The sequence below is a fragment of the Celerinatantimonas diazotrophica genome, assembly GCF_004339545.1.
GTDB lineage: Bacteria > Pseudomonadota > Gammaproteobacteria > Enterobacterales > Celerinatantimonadaceae > Celerinatantimonas > Celerinatantimonas diazotrophica.
In genome coordinates this window covers 190,526-210,627 of sequence record NZ_SMGD01000013.1, presented here as the reverse complement: position 1 = coordinate 210,627, position 20,102 = coordinate 190,526, and the positions used below count along the sequence as shown (strand labels likewise).

At 41.8% G+C, this 20,102-nt stretch carries 16 protein-coding genes, 1 tRNA gene, 1 pseudogene and 1 riboswitch; of the genes and pseudogenes, 9 read left to right on the top strand and 9 right to left on the bottom strand.

The annotated features are described in order from the left end of the window. The 3 genes from EV690_RS10085 to iolG form a co-directional block, all read right to left on the bottom strand. Window positions 1-1,053 carry an ABC transporter permease gene (locus EV690_RS10085; RefSeq protein ID WP_224055045.1) on the bottom strand — a complete coding sequence of 351 codons (1,053 nt, stop codon included), beginning with the start codon at window positions 1,051-1,053 and terminating at the stop codon, window positions 1-3. A gap of 184 nt (window positions 1,054-1,237) precedes the next feature. Continuing rightward, the gene (locus tag EV690_RS10080) at window positions 1,238-2,191 is read right to left on the bottom strand and encodes a sugar ABC transporter substrate-binding protein (RefSeq protein WP_131912884.1); all 954 of its coding nucleotides are present in this window, start codon (window positions 2,189-2,191) and stop codon (window positions 1,238-1,240) included. Window positions 2,192-3,223: 1,032 nt separating this feature from the next. Continuing rightward, complete coding sequence (gene iolG / locus EV690_RS10075; protein ID WP_131912883.1) at window positions 3,224-4,213, bottom strand: inositol 2-dehydrogenase; 990 nt, start codon at window positions 4,211-4,213, stop codon at window positions 3,224-3,226. Window positions 4,214-4,785: 572 nt separating this feature from the next. Here iolG and EV690_RS10070 point away from each other — a divergent pair. Further along, complete coding sequence (locus EV690_RS10070; protein ID WP_131912882.1) at window positions 4,786-5,262, top strand: Dps family protein; 477 nt, start codon at window positions 4,786-4,788, stop codon at window positions 5,260-5,262. Window positions 5,263-5,290: 28 nt separating this feature from the next. Here EV690_RS10070 and EV690_RS10065 read toward each other — a convergent pair whose 3' ends face one another. Both EV690_RS10065 and EV690_RS10060 read right to left on the bottom strand, forming a co-directional pair. Then, entirely contained in the window at window positions 5,291-5,497 is a 207-nt protein-coding gene (locus EV690_RS10065; protein ID WP_131912881.1) for a hypothetical protein, read from the bottom strand. Between the two features lie 235 nt (window positions 5,498-5,732). Then, complete coding sequence (locus tag EV690_RS10060) at window positions 5,733-6,161, bottom strand: winged helix-turn-helix transcriptional regulator (RefSeq protein ID WP_131912880.1); 429 nt, start codon at window positions 6,159-6,161, stop codon at window positions 5,733-5,735. Between the two features lie 116 nt (window positions 6,162-6,277). Between EV690_RS10060 and EV690_RS10055 the strand changes: the two genes are divergently transcribed. The 5 genes and pseudogenes from EV690_RS10055 (at window position 6,278) to EV690_RS18620 (ending at window position 12,701) form a co-directional block, all read left to right on the top strand. Continuing rightward, on the top strand, window positions 6,278-7,129 hold the full coding sequence (locus EV690_RS10055) for an SDR family oxidoreductase (protein WP_131912879.1): 852 nt from the start codon (window positions 6,278-6,280) through the stop codon (window positions 7,127-7,129). 411 nt (window positions 7,130-7,540) lie between these two features. Next, window positions 7,541-8,770, top strand: a complete 1,230-nt coding sequence (locus EV690_RS10050) for a sugar ABC transporter substrate-binding protein (RefSeq protein WP_131912878.1) — start codon at window positions 7,541-7,543, stop codon at window positions 8,768-8,770. A 7-nt stretch (window positions 8,771-8,777) separates the two neighbouring features. After that, window positions 8,778-9,557 (top strand): annotated as a pseudogene (locus tag EV690_RS18440) (ATP-binding cassette domain-containing protein); the annotation flags it as partial. A 174-nt stretch (window positions 9,558-9,731) separates the two neighbouring features. Next, entirely contained in the window at window positions 9,732-10,850 is a 1,119-nt protein-coding gene (locus EV690_RS18435; protein WP_224055046.1) for a sugar ABC transporter permease, read from the top strand. A 537-nt stretch (window positions 10,851-11,387) separates the two neighbouring features. Continuing rightward, window positions 11,388-12,701, top strand: coding sequence for a methyl-accepting chemotaxis protein (locus EV690_RS18620; RefSeq protein WP_131912876.1), 1,314 nt, complete (start codon window positions 11,388-11,390; stop codon window positions 12,699-12,701). 283 nt (window positions 12,702-12,984) lie between these two features. On the opposite strand, the gene EV690_RS10035 is transcribed toward EV690_RS18620, so the two are convergent. After that, window positions 12,985-13,060, bottom strand: a tRNA-Thr gene (locus tag EV690_RS10035). 554 nt (window positions 13,061-13,614) lie between these two features. Next, window positions 13,615-14,574 carry a manganese-dependent inorganic pyrophosphatase gene (locus EV690_RS10030; RefSeq protein WP_131912875.1) on the bottom strand — a complete coding sequence of 320 codons (960 nt, stop codon included), beginning with the start codon at window positions 14,572-14,574 and terminating at the stop codon, window positions 13,615-13,617. A 27-nt stretch (window positions 14,575-14,601) separates the two neighbouring features. After that, window positions 14,602-14,673, bottom strand: a riboswitch (Fluoride riboswitch). A gap of 229 nt (window positions 14,674-14,902) precedes the next feature. Here EV690_RS10030 and ohrR point away from each other — a divergent pair. Beyond that, entirely contained in the window at window positions 14,903-15,337 is a 435-nt protein-coding gene (gene ohrR / locus EV690_RS10025; protein ID WP_131912874.1) for a transcriptional regulator OhrR, read from the top strand. A gap of 184 nt (window positions 15,338-15,521) precedes the next feature. Next, entirely contained in the window at window positions 15,522-16,067 is a 546-nt protein-coding gene (locus tag EV690_RS10020; RefSeq protein ID WP_131912873.1) for a glutathione peroxidase, read from the top strand. 280 nt (window positions 16,068-16,347) lie between these two features. On the opposite strand, the gene EV690_RS10015 is transcribed toward EV690_RS10020, so the two are convergent. Next, complete coding sequence (locus tag EV690_RS10015) at window positions 16,348-17,892, bottom strand: ArnT family glycosyltransferase (RefSeq protein WP_165872722.1); 1,545 nt, start codon at window positions 17,890-17,892, stop codon at window positions 16,348-16,350. 404 nt (window positions 17,893-18,296) lie between these two features. Here EV690_RS10015 and EV690_RS10010 point away from each other — a divergent pair, with 404 nt between their 5' ends. Next, window positions 18,297-18,815, top strand: coding sequence for a cytochrome b/b6 domain-containing protein (locus EV690_RS10010; RefSeq protein ID WP_131912871.1), 519 nt, complete (start codon window positions 18,297-18,299; stop codon window positions 18,813-18,815). Between the two features lie 302 nt (window positions 18,816-19,117). On the opposite strand, the gene EV690_RS10005 is transcribed toward EV690_RS10010, so the two are convergent. Continuing rightward, window positions 19,118-19,843 (bottom strand): GNAT family N-acetyltransferase, encoded by a 726-nt coding sequence (locus tag EV690_RS10005; protein ID WP_131912870.1) that lies wholly within the window; start codon window positions 19,841-19,843, stop codon window positions 19,118-19,120. Window positions 19,844-20,102: the final 259 nt, after the last annotated feature.

Sequence of the window (20,102 nt, the reverse complement as noted above, 5' to 3'; positions counted from 1 at the left end):
TTAGCGTTCTCCTGTGACACGTTTACGAACGACATTATTGAAGATCACGGCCAACAGGAGCATGCCCCCCAAGAAGACCAGATACCAGTCTTGATCGATATTGGTGTAACTGAGCCCGATCATCACCATGCCAAAAATAATGGAGCCGAAGAAAGCTCCGATGGCAGAACCATACCCACCGGTTAGCAGACATCCACCGATGACAGCCGCAATAATGGCTTCAAATTCCTTTTGAAAGCCACGACGGGCATCGGTTGACCCGACATCCATCACGGTGAGGACGGCGACTAAGGTGGCGCAGAGCGCAACTGTGATAAATAGAATTGTTTTGACTCGGTTGACTGGAACGCCAGAGTTTCGGGCGGCTTTGGGATCGCCCCCGGCGGCGAAGATCCAGTTACCAAATTGGGTTCGAAGCAAGATCCACGTCGCCACAATGGCCAATCCGATAAACCAAAGTATTTCAACGGGCACTCCTGTTACGGTCGGTGTTCCGTTCGGGAACTTTGCGATCCATCCGTGACGGGCTGCCCATGAAAATAGTCCGGTAAATGCATTGCCTGAAAAAATGTGCGTGAGGAAGCTGTCGCCGGCTGCTCCTCTGATTCCGCGGAGTTGGGTTGAGCCGCCACTGGCAATTTTAAGACCGACTAATGTCAGTCCACGCAGGATAAACAAAAAAGCCAGCGTGACAATAAAAGAAGGGAGTCCGGTGCGCAGAACAATTTGTGCGTTAAGTGTGCCAAAGGCAATGGCACAAGCAAAGGTAACCAATAGCGCTAAACTTAATGGAAGATGAAGGACCACTAGCGCCGTGCCGAAGATCAGCCCAGCAAATGCCACCATGGAGCCAAGCGATAGGTCAAACTCACCCCCAATCATCAGTAATGCCGCCCCAATGGCTAATATTCCCAGTTGTGCTGCGGGGGCCATGACATTCATGATTCCCGAAAGTGTGAACATAGCTGGGTTTGCAAAAATGATAAAAAATATGACAACTAAAACGAGTCCGGCGATGGCCCCCAGTTCAGGACGGCGAATCAGAGTGGTCATTAAGGAGACTTTTTTCAAACGTTCATCCGATTCTGGTTGTTGAGGAGGACGCTGTTTGACCTGAGTATTGGGCTCAGTTTTATTTTCTATCTTGGTCGATGTTGATGAATTCATGTTGTTTACTCCACAATCAACTGAACTCGCAAATGGTGACTGCTTCTTTAGAAGCAGTCACACGATGCGACTAGCGAATACCTCGAGCGGATAGCTGAATGACTCGTGCTGCATCTTTTTTGGTAATGAAACTCGGGCCTGTTAATACATTGCCAGCTGGTAAGGTTTTATAGCGATAGTTTAGAGCCAGAAAACTGACTGGCAGATATCCCTGTAAAAACGGTTGTTGGTCGACGGCAAAGAGTGCTTTGCCCTGTACAATGTCTTTTAAGAAACCGGCTGAGAGGTCAAAACTGACGACTTCCACTTTATTTTGCAGTCCCATGCTATCAACCGCTGCCACAGCGGGTTCACCACCTAGTGAAGCATTCAGGCCGACAATCGTGTCAATTGCTGGTTTGCTGGAAAGGACCGCGCGAATTTTTGACTCGGTTTCAGATGGATCGGTGTTGGTGGGCAGCACTTCTACTTTTTTGCCAAATCCAACAGCAACACCATGACAACGTTGGTCAAGTGAAACGTTACCGACTTCCTGGTTGACGCAGATGACATCTTTTCGGCCAAGTTTTTTCAGTCTTTCACCGACGGCTTTCCCGGCTATGAATGGGTCTTGTCCGACATGGAGGCGGATACCTAATTTCTTAGCAGCTTTCATCCCTGAGTTGATTGAAATGACAGGAATGCCGGCTGCGACAGCTTTACGAATGGCTGGCCCTAACGCTTCTGGGTCTGGGTCTGAGACGATAATTCCCGCCGGATTTTGATTAATTGCAGACTCGATTAAATGGCTCATTTCTACCATATCGAATGTCTCTGGAGCCCGGTATTGAACTTTAACATGCATATCTTTACCGGCCTGAACGGCACCATTTTTTACAATGGACCAGAACGGATCGGAGGCTTGTCCATGGGTGACCATGATAATGGTCGGGGTTTTTGTTGTGGCCTGGGCATTAGACCAGAGAAAGCCGGTGAGGCTTAGGGTGGTCATGATGAACGCTATGATCTTCACTAATCCTTTCATTTTCTGTTCTCCCGCCTGAAAAGACGTTTATGTCTTCGCTATTATTTTTATGTCATGTCTCTGTTATGGACTAAATTAATGTCTTTAATGAGAGACTGGCTTCATTGAACATCTTATTCATATTCGCTGATGTTAATCGTAAATTTATTATTTAACGGGCTGGTTAAAATTATGGATTAATATTCAGCTGGTTGTTAATTTAATGTAAAATAATTGGGTTGATCAATATGAATATTACATTATTAGATGGATCTGTGAAGGCGGTCATATTACTCTTTGTGAGGTAATTTTTAGTGGGTTTTAATTTATTTTTTAAATGGTTAGATAGCTTTTTTTGATAAAATTCAGGGAGGGTGGTTTTTATATCTATATGATAAATAATGGATTTTTGTTTATTGGTTAAAACTTTTTTATAGAGCTATTTATTTTATTTACAAGTAAGAGTAAATATCATAAATAAGATATTTAGTGGGTTTTTTATATTTAATCAATGTTAATGGAATATTGTTTATTTATTCATTGCTTACTCCAATTTTTTTAGTCGTTTTCCAAATTATTTATTAGTTCTTAACTTTTAAATAGATATTAAAAATGCTTCTTATCAATTTACTCTGAATTTTGATGGTTAGTAAATGAGTCCACATAATGGATTAATAGACCCCTGATTGATTCGGATTTCTGCTTTGAAATATGAACTTGGTGATGCATTGTTCGTATCATTGTCCGCCACCTCAAAATCTATCTGTCGTGCCTACTTAAATGTGATGTGTATGATGTAACAACTGTATTTTATTTATACGGAATATTTATTTCATTATCAACCTAATATGATTATAAAATTCTATTTTGTGATCTGTTCGAAATTTTATGCCGCAAACATTTTTGCTTATGATTTAGACGATGCAGAATCCGCCCCTATTTAACACAGTTCAAAGCGGCAGTTCTGTTCATTTAACAGTTTGGGGAATGCATAAAAGAGAGGCGATAGGAGATGACTAAGCATCCCCTATCGGTATCAAATGAAGGGCTGGATTAGAGTGTCACTTCCTGACCGGTTTTTAGTGATTCAAGTGCGCAGTCTGCTATTTTTAGCGCGAATTCGCCATCATACCCACTGCATTCGGGCTCGCAGTGGCCTGCCAAGACATCGATAAAGTGGTCCCATTCTGAACGATACGCTTGAGCATAACGTTCTAGAAAGAAGTGCTCTGGTTTGGCCCCTACACAACCTGATTCTTCACTCCACAGTTCAACTGTGTTTTCATGGATATTATCTGCTTTGAGTAGGCCTTTTTCGCCGTGAAGCTCTAATCGCTGGTCATATCCATAACCTGATCGGCGGCTATTTGTGATGGTCGCCATGGCCCCGGATGGGAACTTCATCACGATAAAGGCGGTGTCGATGTCACCTGCCTGACCAATGGCCGGATCCACAAGATTGCTGCCTTGCGCATAGATAGAAACTGGGTCTTCACCAATGATAAACCGTGCCATATCGAAATCATGAATGGTCATATCCCGGAACATTCCGCCGGACACTTTGATATATTCAGCGGGGGGTGGGGAAGGGTCCCTTGAGGTAATGACCAATGATTCAGCTTTACCTATAGCTCCGGCACTGAGTCGCTCCCGTATCAGGCGAAATTGTGGATCGTAACGGCGATTGAAACCAACCAGTAATGGCACATTATTTTCTTTGACGACGGTCATACATTGCTGGACTCGTGAAATATCTAAATGAATTGGTTTTTCACAGAAGATTGTTTTTTTAGCAAGAGCAGCCTGTTCGATTAAATCAGCATGCGTATCGGTTGCCGAGGCGATTAAAACAGCGTGAACATCCGGATCAGCCATTGCTTCTTCAGTTGTTTGGATTTTTGCGCCATATTGCGTCGCAAGGGCTTGTGCTCCCTTTTGGTAAGGGTCGATGACTGAGTAAAGGCTGCTTTGTGGGTGATTAGCAATATTGACAGCATGAACCTGGCCAATTCGGCCAGCGCCAAATAGTGCAATGTTATACATAAAGGCTCCTATTTCGGTTTCTCTTACCGACATGAATCATAACCCCGAGCATGATGTTTTGGGGGGATGACTTTAACATACCAAATGGAATTTTTATTTCATATGTTGTTTGTTGTGAACATTATGTTTTTATGGGCTGTTTATCACTTTTGATGGTTCATTGACTTAAAAATGATAGTCTGATCACGACTTGATTTTTTGTATAGCTCTTATCGGAAGGTCCGGTTATTGCCTAATCTATTTGGCATATCTAGGATATGCTTCACAACAGGGATGTGTCCATAGCTCCAATCGAGCACATTACCCTATTGTTGGGAGCATCCAATGGTGGATTTGATTTTCTATAAATTAACTCATAAACATTCAAGGCAGCACAGTTTTATAGGCGCTTTTAGTGTAGAACCTAACTATGTGTTAAATATCAATAAATGAGTGAAAAAAGTGATACCATTAAAATTAAATACTGTATCTCTGACCAATATCAATGAATGCTAAGGAAAAGATCTGATTTTAAAAAAGAATTCATTTATAAAAGGATACAGGTTTGTATTTCTATTGAAGGAGAAAGTGCTATGAACTCACCACAGATAAATATTGGTATTGATGAAAAAGATCGTGTTGAAATTGCTTCAGGATTGTCTCGTCTTCTAGCTGATTCTTATACGCTTTATGTAAAAACGCACTATTATCACTGGAATGTTACTGGACCGATGTTTAATACATTACATCTTATGTTTGAAACCCAATACAATGAACTGGCATTAGCGGTTGATTTGATTGCTGAACGTATCCGCGCATTAGGGGTTTTTGCACCGGGGACTTATCATGAATTTGCAAGTTTAACCGTGATTGAAGAAGATAAGTCAGTACCAAAAGCCGAAGAAATGATTCAAAATTTAGTGATTGGTCAAGAAGCTGTTGTTAGAACTGCTCGTTCGCTTTATGATGCGGTCAACAAAGCTAATGATGAAGCAACCGCTGATCTTTTGACTCAACGTATTCAATTGCATGAAAAAACCGCGTGGATGTTGCGTAGTTTATTAGAATAAAATACGACCGCTGCTATTTAGTATGTTACTAAATAGCAGCTTCCGACAAATAGATCTGGTCAGCGAGCGATAGCGCAAGACGAACCTTGTTAGGTTTATAAGAAACGCCTCCCGCGAAGTGCAACACCGCTTCAGTGCTGCTAGTTTTTTGCTGATCTTCTTGTTGCAAAGCGGGAAATTTTAAAATCAAACGCCCAGCATCACTCAAAGTTGTCATCATATCATGAGTCATCATCTGTAAAATCATACGGCTATAAGTTGGGACTCATAGGGTGAACCAGACAGGGAAGTGATTGATAAACTTCATTTGCACGAAAGAGTTAAAATTCCCGATGTAACGCAGGCTTACACAAAGAAGATATGGCGTAGCGTGTTTTAATTTTGTAGCTGAAGCTGAGAGCGCTGTCTAACACAATTGCGGCTATCATTCGCTAATGCGAGGCGCCTTTGAGAGGATAGACAATGGACAACTAAGCGCTGCGTTCGGAATCATTCATTTTATTTGATTTCGCAAGAGTATACCGGTTTTTGGATTGTAATATGTCTTCAATATTGACTTCGATCCAGTCCACTAGCTCTGCCACTCGTTTGCCAACTTCGATGCCATGTTCAGTCAGTTGATATTCGACATGAGGTGGGATCACTGGGTGGGCAATTCGTAGTATAAATCCATCCGCCTCTAGTGACTGTAATGTTTGAGACAACATTTTTTCACTGACTCCCGTAATTCTTTTTCTTAATTCACTAAATCGATGTGTGCCATCCAGTAACGAGAAGAGAATCAGTACAGCCCACCGGCTAGTGATATCTTGCAGTACACCGCGTGATGGACATTCTTTGACGAGCACATTGCCACGACTAAATTTATCGGTTAATGACGCTCTTATATCGCTGCTCATGATGATTTCCTAGTCTGAGATCCATACTTACCTAAAAGTACGTACTAACAAATAGTAAGTATATATGGCAGGCTAAACAAAATCGAGCTTATTGAAAGCCAATCGCGGAGGAAAATATGATTGCAATCACTGGTGCAACAGGCCAGCTAGGCCAATTAGTCATTAAGCATTTACTACAGAACATTGCGGGTGAGAGTGTTATTGCATTAGCCCGTAGTCCGGAAAAAGCGAATACTTTAAAAGAGTTAGGAGTTGAAGTTCGTCAAGCTGATTATTCAAAACCAGAGACATTGGATGGCGCGTTAAAAGGGGTTACTAAATTGCTACTGATCTCTTCAAGCGAAGTCGGTCAGCGCAGCGTACAGCATAAGAATGTGATCGATGCGGCTAAACGCTCGGGCGTTGAATTAATTGCCTATACCAGTCTATTGCATGCTGATACTTCTGAATTAATGCTTGCCGAAGAGCACGTTGCAACGGAGGCCTATTTAAAACAAGCTAATATTCCCCACGTGCTGCTGCGTAATGGGTGGTATAGCGAAAACTATCTGGCTAGTATTGCGCCTTCGTTGGCAAACGGTGGATTTATTGGCTGTGCGAAAAATGGCAAGATTAGTTCGGCTGCTCGCGAAGACTATGCGGAAGCTGCTGTGGCAGTACTTACCAGTCAGCATGTTCAAAGCGGGGAAGTTTATGAATTAGCCGGTGATGAAAGTTATACACTGACACAGTTATGCGAAATAATCAGTGAGGAATCTGGCCAACAAATTCCATATATCGATATGGCTGTAAGTGATTTTGCTAAAGCCCTTGAAGGGGCCGGCATCCCTAAACCTCTTGCAAGTGTTTTGGCTAATTCAGATAAAGGTGCTTCGCAAGGAGGATTGTTTGATGATAGCCATGAGTTAAGCAAGCTAATAGGCCATCCAACCCGCTCCATTCGTGAAATGGTAAGAGCCAGCCTTTAAATTGTTTGCCTTTGCACGTAGATGTGCAAAGGTATCTGATGAGGACGATATTACGTCTAATTGGTGCTTCTTTTGGCCTATGCACTGATTTTGCATTTGCAGCAATCACAGCAACGGCCGTCCATTTTTAGGATGGCAATGATGTTGGAGTGAATTCAGCAAACTGTGGATTGCTATTGATATAACCATCATCAAAAATGTGATTCATTACACTATTTTAATTATATTTTAACCTGATAGTAACATTCATCGAGTAACTCACATTTTCACATGCTTCCCTTCACCATACTACAGATCATTAGGCTGCGTTCTGATGCTCGCAGTCTCTGTCACTTTTGATGGTTTTGATGAACAAAGGTAGGACAATTCGAGCAATTCGAATTTCCCTCATAAAATATAGCGGAGCGGAACATGGTATCTAGATCACCTACATTGCAAAACAAAACAAGACCGGTTGCGAATTATCGTAAGCGTCGTGCTAATCATCGGCGTATTCATTGTATTAGCACCTTTGTTGCCCTGATTGGACTTGGTATTGCCAATTGCGCGCAAGCGGCTATTTCTGTGCACGATTTTTCTCCTAACTTTAGTGCGATGAGCCAACTGAAAGACATTGTTAAAAAAGGTTCAGGGAAGATTGGAGTCATTCTCCCAGCGACGACGACATCGGCTCGTTATACGTCATTTGACCAACCCTATTTGGAGCAAGCATTTAAAGCTGCGGGGTTAAAACCAGATCAATATATGATCAGCAATGCACAAGGCAGTGAGGCCACTCAGCTCACTCTCGCCCAGTCGGATATTGCTCAAGGCGCTAGTGTTTTGTTAGTTGACCCCATCTCGTCCGGGGGGGGAGCCGCTATTGAACAATATGCTAAATCCCATGGGGTACCCGTTATTGATTATGATCGAATCACCTTAGGTGGTAGTCGCGATTACTATGTGAGTTTTAACAATGTCGAAGTGGGTAAACTCATTGGTCGTGGGCTTGAACAATGTATTGTGGATTGGAAAGTCAAAAAACCTCATGTGTTAGTGATGAGCGGTGCCCCAACCGATAACAATGCCACGTTGTTCCGTAAAGGGTATATGAGTGTATTGCAACATAAATTTAAATCTGGTGCTTATGTGAATGTTGGCGAACCTGCAGGGAGTTGGGATCCGGCGGTTGCTCAAACGACTTTCCAACAGCAGTTTACTGCCCACCCCGATATGAATGCAGTCGTCACGCCTAATGATGGTAATGCGAACGCCGTGATTGCTTATCTAAAAACCTTGAAGGTACCGCCTCATACGTTTCCGACCACGGGCCAAGATGCAACATTAACTGGGATTCAAAATATTCTTAGTGGTTATCAATGTGGCACGGTCTACAAACCTATCTATTTAGAAGCACAAGCTGCCGCGGCACTAGCTATCTATTTGCGTGCGGGAGTAGAGCCTCCTAAAAGTTTAGTCAATGGTAAAACGATGGATTCGAAAACAGGCAAGTCAGTTCCTTCAGTTTTGGCCTCGCCGATTTGGGTAACTCCCAAAAACGTTAAAAGCACAGTCATAAAAGATGGTTTTGTGAAAGCTGCAAAACTGTGTAGTGGCGAAGGAATGGCTAAAGCGTGCAAAGACGCGCATATAAATCCATAGGAATCTTATGCAAAACACAACACAACAACGAAGCGAGCCGGCGTTATTGCAAATCAGAGGGTTAGAAAAACACTTTGGTGCAGTACAGGCATTAAGTGGCGTTGATCTTGACGTCCCACTCGGGCAGGTGACTGCCCTAGTGGGAGATAACGGTGCCGGTAAATCGGTGTTAGTGAAATCTATAGCAGGTATTCACGAAGCGGATGGCGGTGAAATCCGATGGCAAGGTGAACATGTGCGAATTCGCTCTCCACGCGATTCTGCGCAACTTGGCATTGAGGTGGTTTATCAAGATTTGGCGCTTTGTGACAACTTAGATGTTGTGCAAAATATGTTCTTGGGTCGTGAACGCTTAAGTGGGAAGCTACTTAATGAAGATGCGATGGAACGTGAAGCTGCTGAGACGCTATCGAGTCTGCGGGTAACGACACTGCGTTCCATTCGTCAGCCAGTAGCCTCGCTTTCTGGTGGGCAACGTCAATCCATTGCGGTCGCCAAAGCGGTGATGTGGAACTCTAAATTAGTAATCTTAGATGAACCCACTGCTGCATTGGGCGTCGCACAGACAGGCCAAGTTCTTGAACTGGTGCGGCGGTTGGCTGATCAAGGCTTGGCCGTTCTGATGATCTCACATAACCTCAATGATGTTTTCGCGGTCGCTGATCGGGTTGCCGTGTTGCGTTTGGGAAAAATGGTAGGTGAAGGGCCTACTGAAAGTTTTGACACGCAGCGCGTCGTGGAGTTAATGACTACGGGTAAAAGTGATCATGTTGTGGCAACTGATCAAGCGCCACCTGCAGCCCCCTCGATTGCAGTCGAAAATGCCAAAAAGCAAGCTAGTCAGAACCATGGTTCCGCTGTGGTTGTCAGTAATGAAGTGGGCACCCTAGGCAGTTACCTTAAATCGGTATGGGCGAAAATTCTCGCAGGGCAAAGTGGTGTATTACCTGTGCTACTGGGAATGATTCTGATTGCGGCAATCTTCCAAACCCAAAATGATAAATTCCTCTCTTCAGGCAATTTAGTGAATTTATTAGTCCAAGGTGCAGTGTTTATGCTGATTGGGATGGGTGAAGTATTCATCTTAATTTTAGGGGAGATTGACTTATCACTGGGGTTTGTGGCAGGGATTGGTGCCACAGTTGCCACTGTACTGGTACAGCCATCGTTTGGGTGGAGCTGGCCACTGGCAGTGATTGCGGCATTATGTGTCAGCGGTGCTTTAGGGGTGTTCCAAGGCCTCTTAATCACACGCTTAAAACTGCCGTCATTTGTCGTGACACTTGCCGGATTACTGGGCTTTCAAGGGTTAATGATCCAGTTATTGGGGACGGGGGGAACTATTCCAATTAATAGTAATGTCATCAATAATTTTGCTAATGGTACGCTCTCCCCAACGGTGGGGTGGATTGTTACTATCTTAGTTATCCTCGGCTTTAGTGTGTTTACCCTGCGCCGCGATGGATTGCGCCGTGCTAGCGGCTTAGTGGCTCCTCCAGTTGGGCTATCTTGGCTTAAAATTGCTGCGGCTATCTTGGCTGGATTGGTTTTAATGCTGATCTTTAACGCTAATCGTGGCATTGTCCGTTTTCCAATCAATGGTATGCCGTGGGTTATCCCTATTGTCTTTGTGGTTTTGTGCGCTTGGGCTGTATTACTGGGTAAATTGCGGTTTGGACGTTATCTATATGCCATCGGAGGCAATGCTGAAGCAGCCCGCCGAGCCGGGATTAATTTGGCGAAGATTAGGTTACTAGCCTTTACGTTAGCTTCGGTCACAGCCGGTATCGGTGGGATTATTTACGCTTCTCGCTTGCGTTCCATCTCTACCAGTTTTGATGGCGGGACCATTGTCTTGTATGTGGTCGCTACAGCCGTAATCGGTGGTACTAGCTTGTTTGGTGGCCGTGGTCATCCATTACATGCGGTACTTGGTGGTGTGGTGATCGCTGCAATTGTCAATGGTATGGCTCTGCTGGGGCTGCCTGCCGCAGTGCAGTTAATGGCAACCGCCGTTGTCTTGCTTGCCGCGATTACCGTCGATGTGGTGGTTCGTCGGCGTGGTGAAACGACCCGTTAGTTGTCACTTACCTTACCTCGTGTGGCGTTGTTTCAAAATCCACGCGAGGTAAGTTTTATTATTAGTGTGAATAGGATGATTTGGTTTGCATCCTATTTTTCGAAATTTTGCGTGACTCATGAATTTGGCTATTCCTATGCACTGGCATTTTGAATTGCCGCCCTGAGGTTGTCGTGAACCTTTTTTTAGCTGGTCATTCATTACAACAAATTTAACAACGCGATTCATTGGAATGAACCGACATTGGGGGAGATTTTAGGTTAGTCGTATCCATTTGCAGTTATTATTTACTTCAGCCGTTATCTCTTTGAGCCGAACACTCGGTATTTATGTTCGGTTATTTCAACAGCCCTTAATTTAATTGTTTATTGTCTCTAAGAACGACCTAACTGAGCATATTACTGCTAGTTTGGTATTTTATTCACAACTATTCCCTTGTTTGCCATTTATATTGACTTTTTTCTTAAAAAAAAACATGGTTTTTTAACCATTGAACTATTATGAGAAGAAATACTCTGTTCATTGGAGAAAAGCTGCATGTTTTTTAGCGGACGTTCAGGTAAAGCCAAGTCAGCCACAGCGGTTGTCAATCGTGATACTCATATTGTGGATTCAATCCGAAAATACATTGCCATGATAGAGTTTGATGTTGAAGGTTATATAGTTGATGCCAATGATATCTTCTTGTCGGCGATGGGATATACCCTGGATGAAATAAAAGGGGAACATCACCGTATATTTTGTGCAAAGAAAGATGCTGAGAGTGCTGCATATCGACAACATTGGAAGGATTTGGCCAATGGGATCAAAAAAGACGGAACGTTTTATCGCTATAAAAAAGATGGGTCGTTGATTATTCTGGAAGCGACCTATTTCCCGATATATGAAGAGGGTAAAGTAACTGGATTCATTAAAATAGCATCCGATGTGACAAATCAACACATTGAATCCCAGCGAATGGCAGATGTATTTACCGCATTAAACAAAACCTATGCCATGATTGAGTTTACTAATGATGGCACTGTGACTTTTGCCAATAATAATTTTTTAAATGTTCTGGGATATACGGCAGAAGAAGTCGTAGGGCAGCATCATCGCATATTTTGTTTTGATGACTTTTATCAACAACATCCTGATTTTTGGCAGCAGTTATCGAATTCTCGTGCTTATTCGGGGCGTTTTCGGCGCAAAACCAAGTATGGCGAAGAGGTATGGATTCAGGCTTCTTATTGCCCCATTGTAAATGCTGATGGTAAAGTTTATCGCATAGTGAAGTTTGCGGTTGATATCACTGAAGATGTGGAGCATGAACAGACAGTCAAAGATGCGGCACATATTGCGTATAGTACTGCGGTTGAAACTGCCCAAGTTGCTGAACAAGGTAATGAAAACTTGCAACGTTGTGTCCAATTAGCGGACTACATGAATGATACTGTGATTTCAGCAATTGAAAAACTGAATCAGTTAGTAACTTTGTCAGATGATGTATCTAATATTGTGAATACGATTAGTGGTATTGCTGAACAAACGAACCTGTTAGCTCTGAACGCTGCCATTGAAGCGGCTCGAGCTGGCGAGCAAGGCCGAGGGTTTGCTGTGGTTGCGGATGAAGTAAGACAACTTGCAACACGAACGTCGACATCAACGGGAAATATTAACAAAGTCGTTCAACAGAATCTGAAATTAACGAATGAAATTGTTGAAACCATTCAAGGCGTATCTTCTGTGGCTTCTGATACGAATAGCAAAATTGCTGAGGTATCAGCAATTATGAATGAGATCCATAAAGGCGCAGATGACGTTTCTGGTGCGGTTGAAAACTTACAACTAAATAATAATAGTAATATTTGATTTGAGTCGTGATAACTCGGTTTGAGGGGGCATCAACCACTTAGATGTCCCCTAGAGGAGCCGCCATTGGGACAATTCGCAGTGATAGCGTTTAAATCGATTATGAACTCTTTCCATCGTGTATCAAACAGCTCAATGCTAGATCGCAGCTAGGGCTCTATGAGCTTTGAGGACCTTATTCGTCGGTTCTTTTAAGAGTAGGAAAGTGACATACAAATAACGATGAAATTTCACGAAAAAAGATTCAGAAATAACATAAAGAGCGCTTAAAATCTGTGAAAAATGGTGCCGATTATCAGAATCGAACTGATGACCTACGCATTACGAATGCGTTGCTCTACCGACTGAGCTAAATCGGCACTCTTAGATGTTTTTAAGGAATATGTATTATTGAGGTTGGGGATGATAAATCGCTGAATTCATTCAACCACCATTCCCTATCCATAAGGAACCGATATTCCTTTAAGTATATGACGAACAAAAGGGGGCAACCGTCCCGAATCTTATGAGCAAGGTTTTGTTCAATCAGATATAAAAAACGTGGAGAATCATAGACCTTACGATCGTGAAGGTCAATAGATGAAAGGGGGAAATTGTCAGTTGCCGAGTGGATATTGATCTGGCTTAAATCTTTGGCAAGGCTTTAGTTACCTTACTCACCTTACTTACGTTTGAATCGTTGCGAGTCAATGGGGTGCAACGGGCGAGGGGACTGACATTTATAAGATGCCTTCCATCAATAGCACAATGTCTGTTTTCAATGGCCAAGTCAAATATGGCGAAACATTTCATGCGAAGAGCAAGCGCTATTTCTTTAGGCATTGTTTGTATGGCTTTTTAGCTACTGACAAAAGCCGCTAGTCTTTTAAACTAGGGCTATATCGGCTCTTAGCGGATGTGGCCGGTAGATAAGCTATCCAAGGGTCATCGTTTTTAGTCTATCAGTCAGCCAAGGGAGCACTTCTTTTTTACGGCTGGTAACACCAGGTAAAGAAATCGGTTCCGAACTGGCTTTTTGTGAATCACAGAAATATAAAACTGAGTTGTGCTCGCAAATATCAGTGAGTATTAATCCAACCATATCTAATTTGTTGGTCAGTCGCTCTTGTTTCATTTGTGCTAAGAGTTCAGGTAATAGTGCCTGAACATCTGCTAAATCTTGAACTTCAAGTTGGGCTAATAAAATAGCTTTGTCTGCAATTTGATAATTCTTAGCATCACGCTGTAATAGTGTTTTGGCACTTTGTCCGGCAATATTTGTTTTTGCTTTGAGTAACTCGGTTACAAATTTTTGGTAATCCTGCTCAGAGGTTTTCGTTAAATCAGCCACTGCTTTTTTATCCAACTCCGTTGTTGTCGGGCCAGATAGGGCTACCGTATCGGATAATATGGCCCCGAGCAATAACGTTGCTTGGGTGCGAGTTAACTGCATCGCACTTTCATGAGTCATGATTTGCCAGACAATGGTCGCACTACACCCAACTGGACGGATCCAGACGTTCGGCGGATTTTTAGTGACGATGGTCCCTAATCGGTGATGATCAATCACTCCAACAATGTCACTTTCTAGTAGTGTTTTTGGGCCTTGTTCGGCATCTGTAAAATCAACGAGCCAGACTTTTTGGTTGTTTAACGGGGATTGAATCAGTGGTGGCTGCTGAGCTCCCGCAGCTTTAATAATATAGCGAGTTTCAAAGTTGAGTTCGCCTTGGCGAAAAGCTTGTGCTCGTTGGCCTTGCTGATTGAGCCAGTCGGCCACTACAAGAGAACTACATATACTGTCACTGTCTGGATTTCTATGGCCAAAAACATGAATAAGTGGTTCGTTAGGATTGACCAAAGGGGTTGAGGAAGCGCGATTATTTTGTTGCATAAAGATACCTGATAGCTCTGCCTAAAGATAAAATCAGGTGTCATTATTCGTTGTAAAACGACGGTTAGAAAAAGGTGGAACACCATCACCCTGAGTTTTAATAATAGTAAAAAGTGACTATTAAATCAATGTTCATGCTCGTTGTGTTAGCGATTTAAAGGATTAAACATGCTGATACCTTTAATCAGGTGTTGCAATTTTATTGTGTGCAATATAATTGTTCGATATGCTATATCACCTTACAATTCTGATAGACAGACGATTGTGTTTTGAACTTGAGGTATGGTGAATGAACCCGTGTAAAGAGCCTTCCAAAGAAGCGGTAAATATGGCGGAAGATGATGAGGGGTTGCTGCTCGATAACCAGGTCTGTTTTGCACTGTACAGTGCAGCAAACGCCATTGTTAGAGCTTATCGTCCTTTGCTTATTGAGTTAGATTTAACCTATCTGCAGTACCTGGTAATGATGGTGCTTTGGCAATCTAATGGTATTAATGTTAAAACACTCGGAGAAAAGCTGCACCTTGATTCAGGAACCTTAACGCCATTATTAAAACGTTTGGAAGGGAAAAAGCTAGTTCAACGCCGAGTCAGCCAGAGGGACGAACGTGTTAAGGAGCTTTTTTTGACAGAACAAGGTATGGCTGTCAAACAAAAAGCGTTATCTATTCCGGATGCGATGTTTTGCAAAATGAACTTGCCTGCCGAAGAGTTAATGATGCTGAAAGGTCTGTGTGAGAAAGTAACTAAAACGTTAGCGTAAGAATTTCCCCGAATACTTTATAGAGAAAGAATCCTTGTTTATTTTGGTGATGAAAATTACCAGCTAGATTTTTTCCTTAAAAAAAGTTACTTTATGATTGTGTACAATTAAATAGTGCAATATTTTGTTGGTGGTTGTTTGTTTAATCACCATATTTTGATGATAAAGGTATGGGGAACTCGCTATGAGCTCAATTTATGATATTGATGTTGTCACAATTGATGGCAAATCATTAAAACTTTCTGAATACCAAGGTAAAACTCTTTTAATTGTAAATACTGCATCTGAATGCGGTTTGACCCCCCAATATGAAGCGTTGGAAAAGCTTTACCAAGCCCGTAAAGACGAAGGTTTAGTGATTTTAGGTTTCCCATGTAACCAATTTGGTGCTCAGGAGCCAGGACAAGATTCAGAAATTCAATCATTTTGTACGAAGAATTATGGTGTGAGTTTCCCAATGTTCAGTAAGCTAGAAGTCAATGGAGACGGGCGTCATCCACTGTATCAAGCTTTATATTCAGCTATGCCAGAGCGCACAACTTCACTTGATAGTGAATTTGTTGATTTGTTGCAAGGTTATGGTTTTGAAGTTAAAGAAGGTAATATTCTGTGGAACTTTGAAAAATTCCTAGTGAGCAAAGATGGCAAAGTCATTGGTCATTTTGCGCCAGATATGACCCCCGATCATCCGATTTTGACTCGAGCTTTAGATGACGCTCTCGCAAAATAACAGCCGGTTAGACGAGTGTCTCTTCGAGTATTTTGAAAGGGCACTCTCGTTCGGTTGAGCTGTTGTTCCATATAATAGCGTGATGTATCTGTCTAAACCAATTGCCTCGAAATTGCTTATCACTACGATAAAATGACCCAAGTTGTATTTAAATCTGATTGAATCATTATCAGTGACTGACTGAGCTGGTTACCTTGTTATCAGAGTATTTTATATATATTAAGACGGGGCACTTATCTTCCACAATAGAGATCTTATACAGTGCCCCTTAAGCAGTGGTTTAGGATAGCTCCTTATGATGGCCATGATCTTGTTGTTTCAGATACTTATAAAGTAATTGATTCTGTAGAATATAAAGCCATTTTCCTCTATAACGTGAGGCATATGTAGCCTGCTCTTTAAGATGGGGAACATCATCATTACTGATCCAAACGGTGTACCCTGGGTTTGACTGTAAATAGTGGTTCAGTGTTTTTTTACTGTTATTTTTGACCACAATCGGTTTTTTTAAGCGGCCTAAAAAAGCAAACGTATCTGGATATTTTCCGACATAACTAATAGTTTTTTGTCTACTTTGTAGTTTAGCTATTATTTTTGCTTCTGGTGTCACATCATAAAATTTATAAAGGATCGGTGAGAACGCAATTAATGCACCAGCGAAACATATAGGCAGTGAAACTAAATTAAGCTTGTAAGTATATAAAGGTTGTTTATTAAAAATAAATAGCCAAAGTAATAACGATAGTACAATAACTATTAACAAGTTATTCCCAATGCTAAATTTAATTTGTGGTAATAGGTATCCTCCCCAGAGAAAGCTAGTTAGAATAGCTATGATTGTAATCGCAAATGTTATGATAGTAATAGGTTCAATGGCTTGTTTAGGTGCCTCAAGCTGTTCACTAAGCCAAATTGCGATTATTGGAAAAATTGGAAATAAATAATGGATCTGTTTACCACTGAAGCAACTAAAGACAAAAACAGTGATACCAATTAGGGTTAGACAAAATAGATCGCTGGGGTGTTTTATTTTCCAGGGCTTATTCAGCCAGAAGGACTTAAAAAATACAAAGGGAAATAACAGCCCTGGTAGCACGAGTAGGTACCAGTAAAAAGGCCGTTGATGTGCGAACGAGTGGGCAATCCGTCCAGCACTTTGTTTCCAGAATATCGCATCAGCATAGTGTTCGCCCCCAACGATTGCGGCAGGAATTGCCCAGAGTAAAATAATGCCAATACTTATGAGAATTGTGATGAGGAAAAAGCGAATTGCATTGGCGGTTTTTTCTTCTTTGAGCTTGAATAGCTTCAAACAGATAAAGAAACCGATCATAAATACCCAGGCGACTGGCCCTTTGGTTAAAAGAGCTAGTCCGATACAGATCCCCGTGAGTATTGTCCAGCGTTTTTTATGCGTTGCAAAATATTGAAAGCTCATCCACATGGCTAACTGAATAAATAGTGTAAGTAGCAGATCAAACATCGTTAAGCTGCTATAGGTGAGCCAGCCGGCAAAAGAAAACAAAATAAGCGGTGTCAAAATGTTCTTGCTGGGGTAGATTTCTCTATGAAGTAAACAGACTACTCCTAAATTTAATAGTGAGAAAAAGGGGATTATCATTCGTGTCAAAATATTGGAATGACCAAAAAAACTCCAGATTAGATTAATTAACCAAAATAACATTGGTGGTTTGTCTGGATAAGCAGAGCCATTTAAATGAGGGACTAAATAATTGTGGTTTAGATACATTTCCCAGGCTACTGAAATGTATCGAGTTTGATCAATTGGAAATAAAGGAACCCAGACAACTGATATAATTGTCACAATAATAGATAGGGAAATTGCAATAAATAATGAATTTGGTTGGTATCTCATAGTCTTTTAAATATCGTTAGTTGTCATTTTTATCAGAATAGGGTGATTATTTAGGCGTATTTTAAGTTTCTTATATGAAGATTTGATGGATGTTAAAGGCACTACCTGAAGTTTTTCTTAAGAGAATCATCTAAAATAAAAATATTTTATTACGCTCTCGTGGATCTATTTTCACCTCTGTTTTTTGCTTAGCGGGTGGATAAAATGGCTAAATTTACAAAAATTTAATAAAAGATAGTAAAAAATTAAAGATTTCTTAAGGTTTCGATTATACCTTTAGTCGCTGGATATAGAGCACCTTATGTAACTCAATATACAGAGTTTGATCATCTAAATTTAATGAAGAGAGCCTTATGAATAAAGTTACTCGATGGGATAATGTTGTGAAGTTAACACATTGGATTGTTGCGTTACTTTTTTTAACCAATTATTTTATCACCCAAGCTGGAAGCGTGATCCATCAATGGATTGGCTATACGGTTGTGGGCGTTGTGATCGTGCGATTGTTATGGGGATGTATTGCTAAGCCACCGGCTCGGTTATCTTCATTTTTACCTTCGATTCCCAAAGCAATTGAGCATGTTTTAGAAGTCGCGTCTACACGCTCTGATGAGCATCAAGGGCATAATCCTGCCGGGGCTATTATGATCTGGTGTATGTGGTGCGGGTTGTTAATCACTGGGGCTTCTGGATATTTGTTAGAAGCACACTTGTTTGGTTCTCATCATCTGCTTAAATTAATTCACGTCACAGCAGTTAACATTACTTTTGGTTGTGTTTGTATTCATATCTGTGCTGTTGTGGTGATGAGTAAAATCACTGGACGTTCATATGTTAAAGAAATGTTGCCCGGACAAAGTAAAAAGAAATAAGTGATTCACCCGTTTACTTTTTACTTTGTTGTGGGGCTGAGCTGGTGCGGTTTTAGCTTGCCTGGCATCGACTTAGTGCTGTTTATACAAAGTAAAAAGGAATGCTTTATAAGCTAAGGCGTTTTGTGAGCCGACAGTTATCAGAGTGATAAATAGCAACGCAGGAGGGGGCTTTGATGGCGTTTGTGTCAATTGGGAGCCCCGATGGTTTTTTGCCTGTCTGAATAATGGTCACCAGTAAACAGTCATGATGGCCTATTAATCCCCAATAAGCACCGATTTAACGAATTGTACTCGCATGTTTAAGATGGATTTGATCGGGGCATCAATCGCATGCAAGATAACGATCTTTTTTGTTGGCCCTGATGATTAAAATTTTTGGGGCTTAGCCATTTAATGAAAGCATCACGTATGATGGGCCAGTCTTTATCAATCATCGCATACCACGATGTATCTCTACTGCGGCCATTGTATACAATGGCTTGTCGGAAAAGGCCTTCGAAGCTAAAACCAAGTCGTAATGCAGCTTTTTTAGAAGCTTCGTTGAAGCTGTCACATTTCCACTCATAGCGGCGGTAGTTGAGCTGCTCAAAGACATACCGCATCAGCAGGAACTGCGCCTCAGTTGCGGCAATTGTTTTTTGTAATAGTGGTGAAAAAGCGACATTCCCCACTTCAATGACGCCATTGGCTGAATCAATACTCTTGAGTGCTATTAAACCAACTGCGTTATTCGATTGAGAATCGACGATAACATAGTGTTTGGGATCTAAACACGATTCAACCTGTTGTAAGTGTTCAGTGAGCTCTTCTATTGTATGAAATGGACCAATAAGCATGTAGGTCCAATCACGGTCATCTGCAGCGCTTGCGTACGCATCAAACAGGTCTTGAGCGTGTTTTTGAGCATTCAATGGTTCTAATCGGCAATGTTCTCCCTGCAAAACAATGCTCTGTGGTTGTGGGCGAGCTGACCAATGTGTTAATGATTCACCAATAGGTTGGCCATACTGATTTTGGACTGGCATGGGGTTTATCCAAGTGAAAGGTACGTTAAACAGAAAGCAAATATCACATCCAATTTGGATTATTATTGCATAATAAATGAGTTAAGTACAACAGTGGGTGCCATTTGGTATTTCAACTGTGGGGTAGCGGTTTTTTAATCTCGACCCACCGAAAATAGCAACGCAGGAGGGGCTTTGATGGCGTTTGTGTCAACTGGGAGCCCCGATGGTTCTTTGCCTGTCTGAACAATGGTCACCAGTGAACAATCATGGCGGGCCC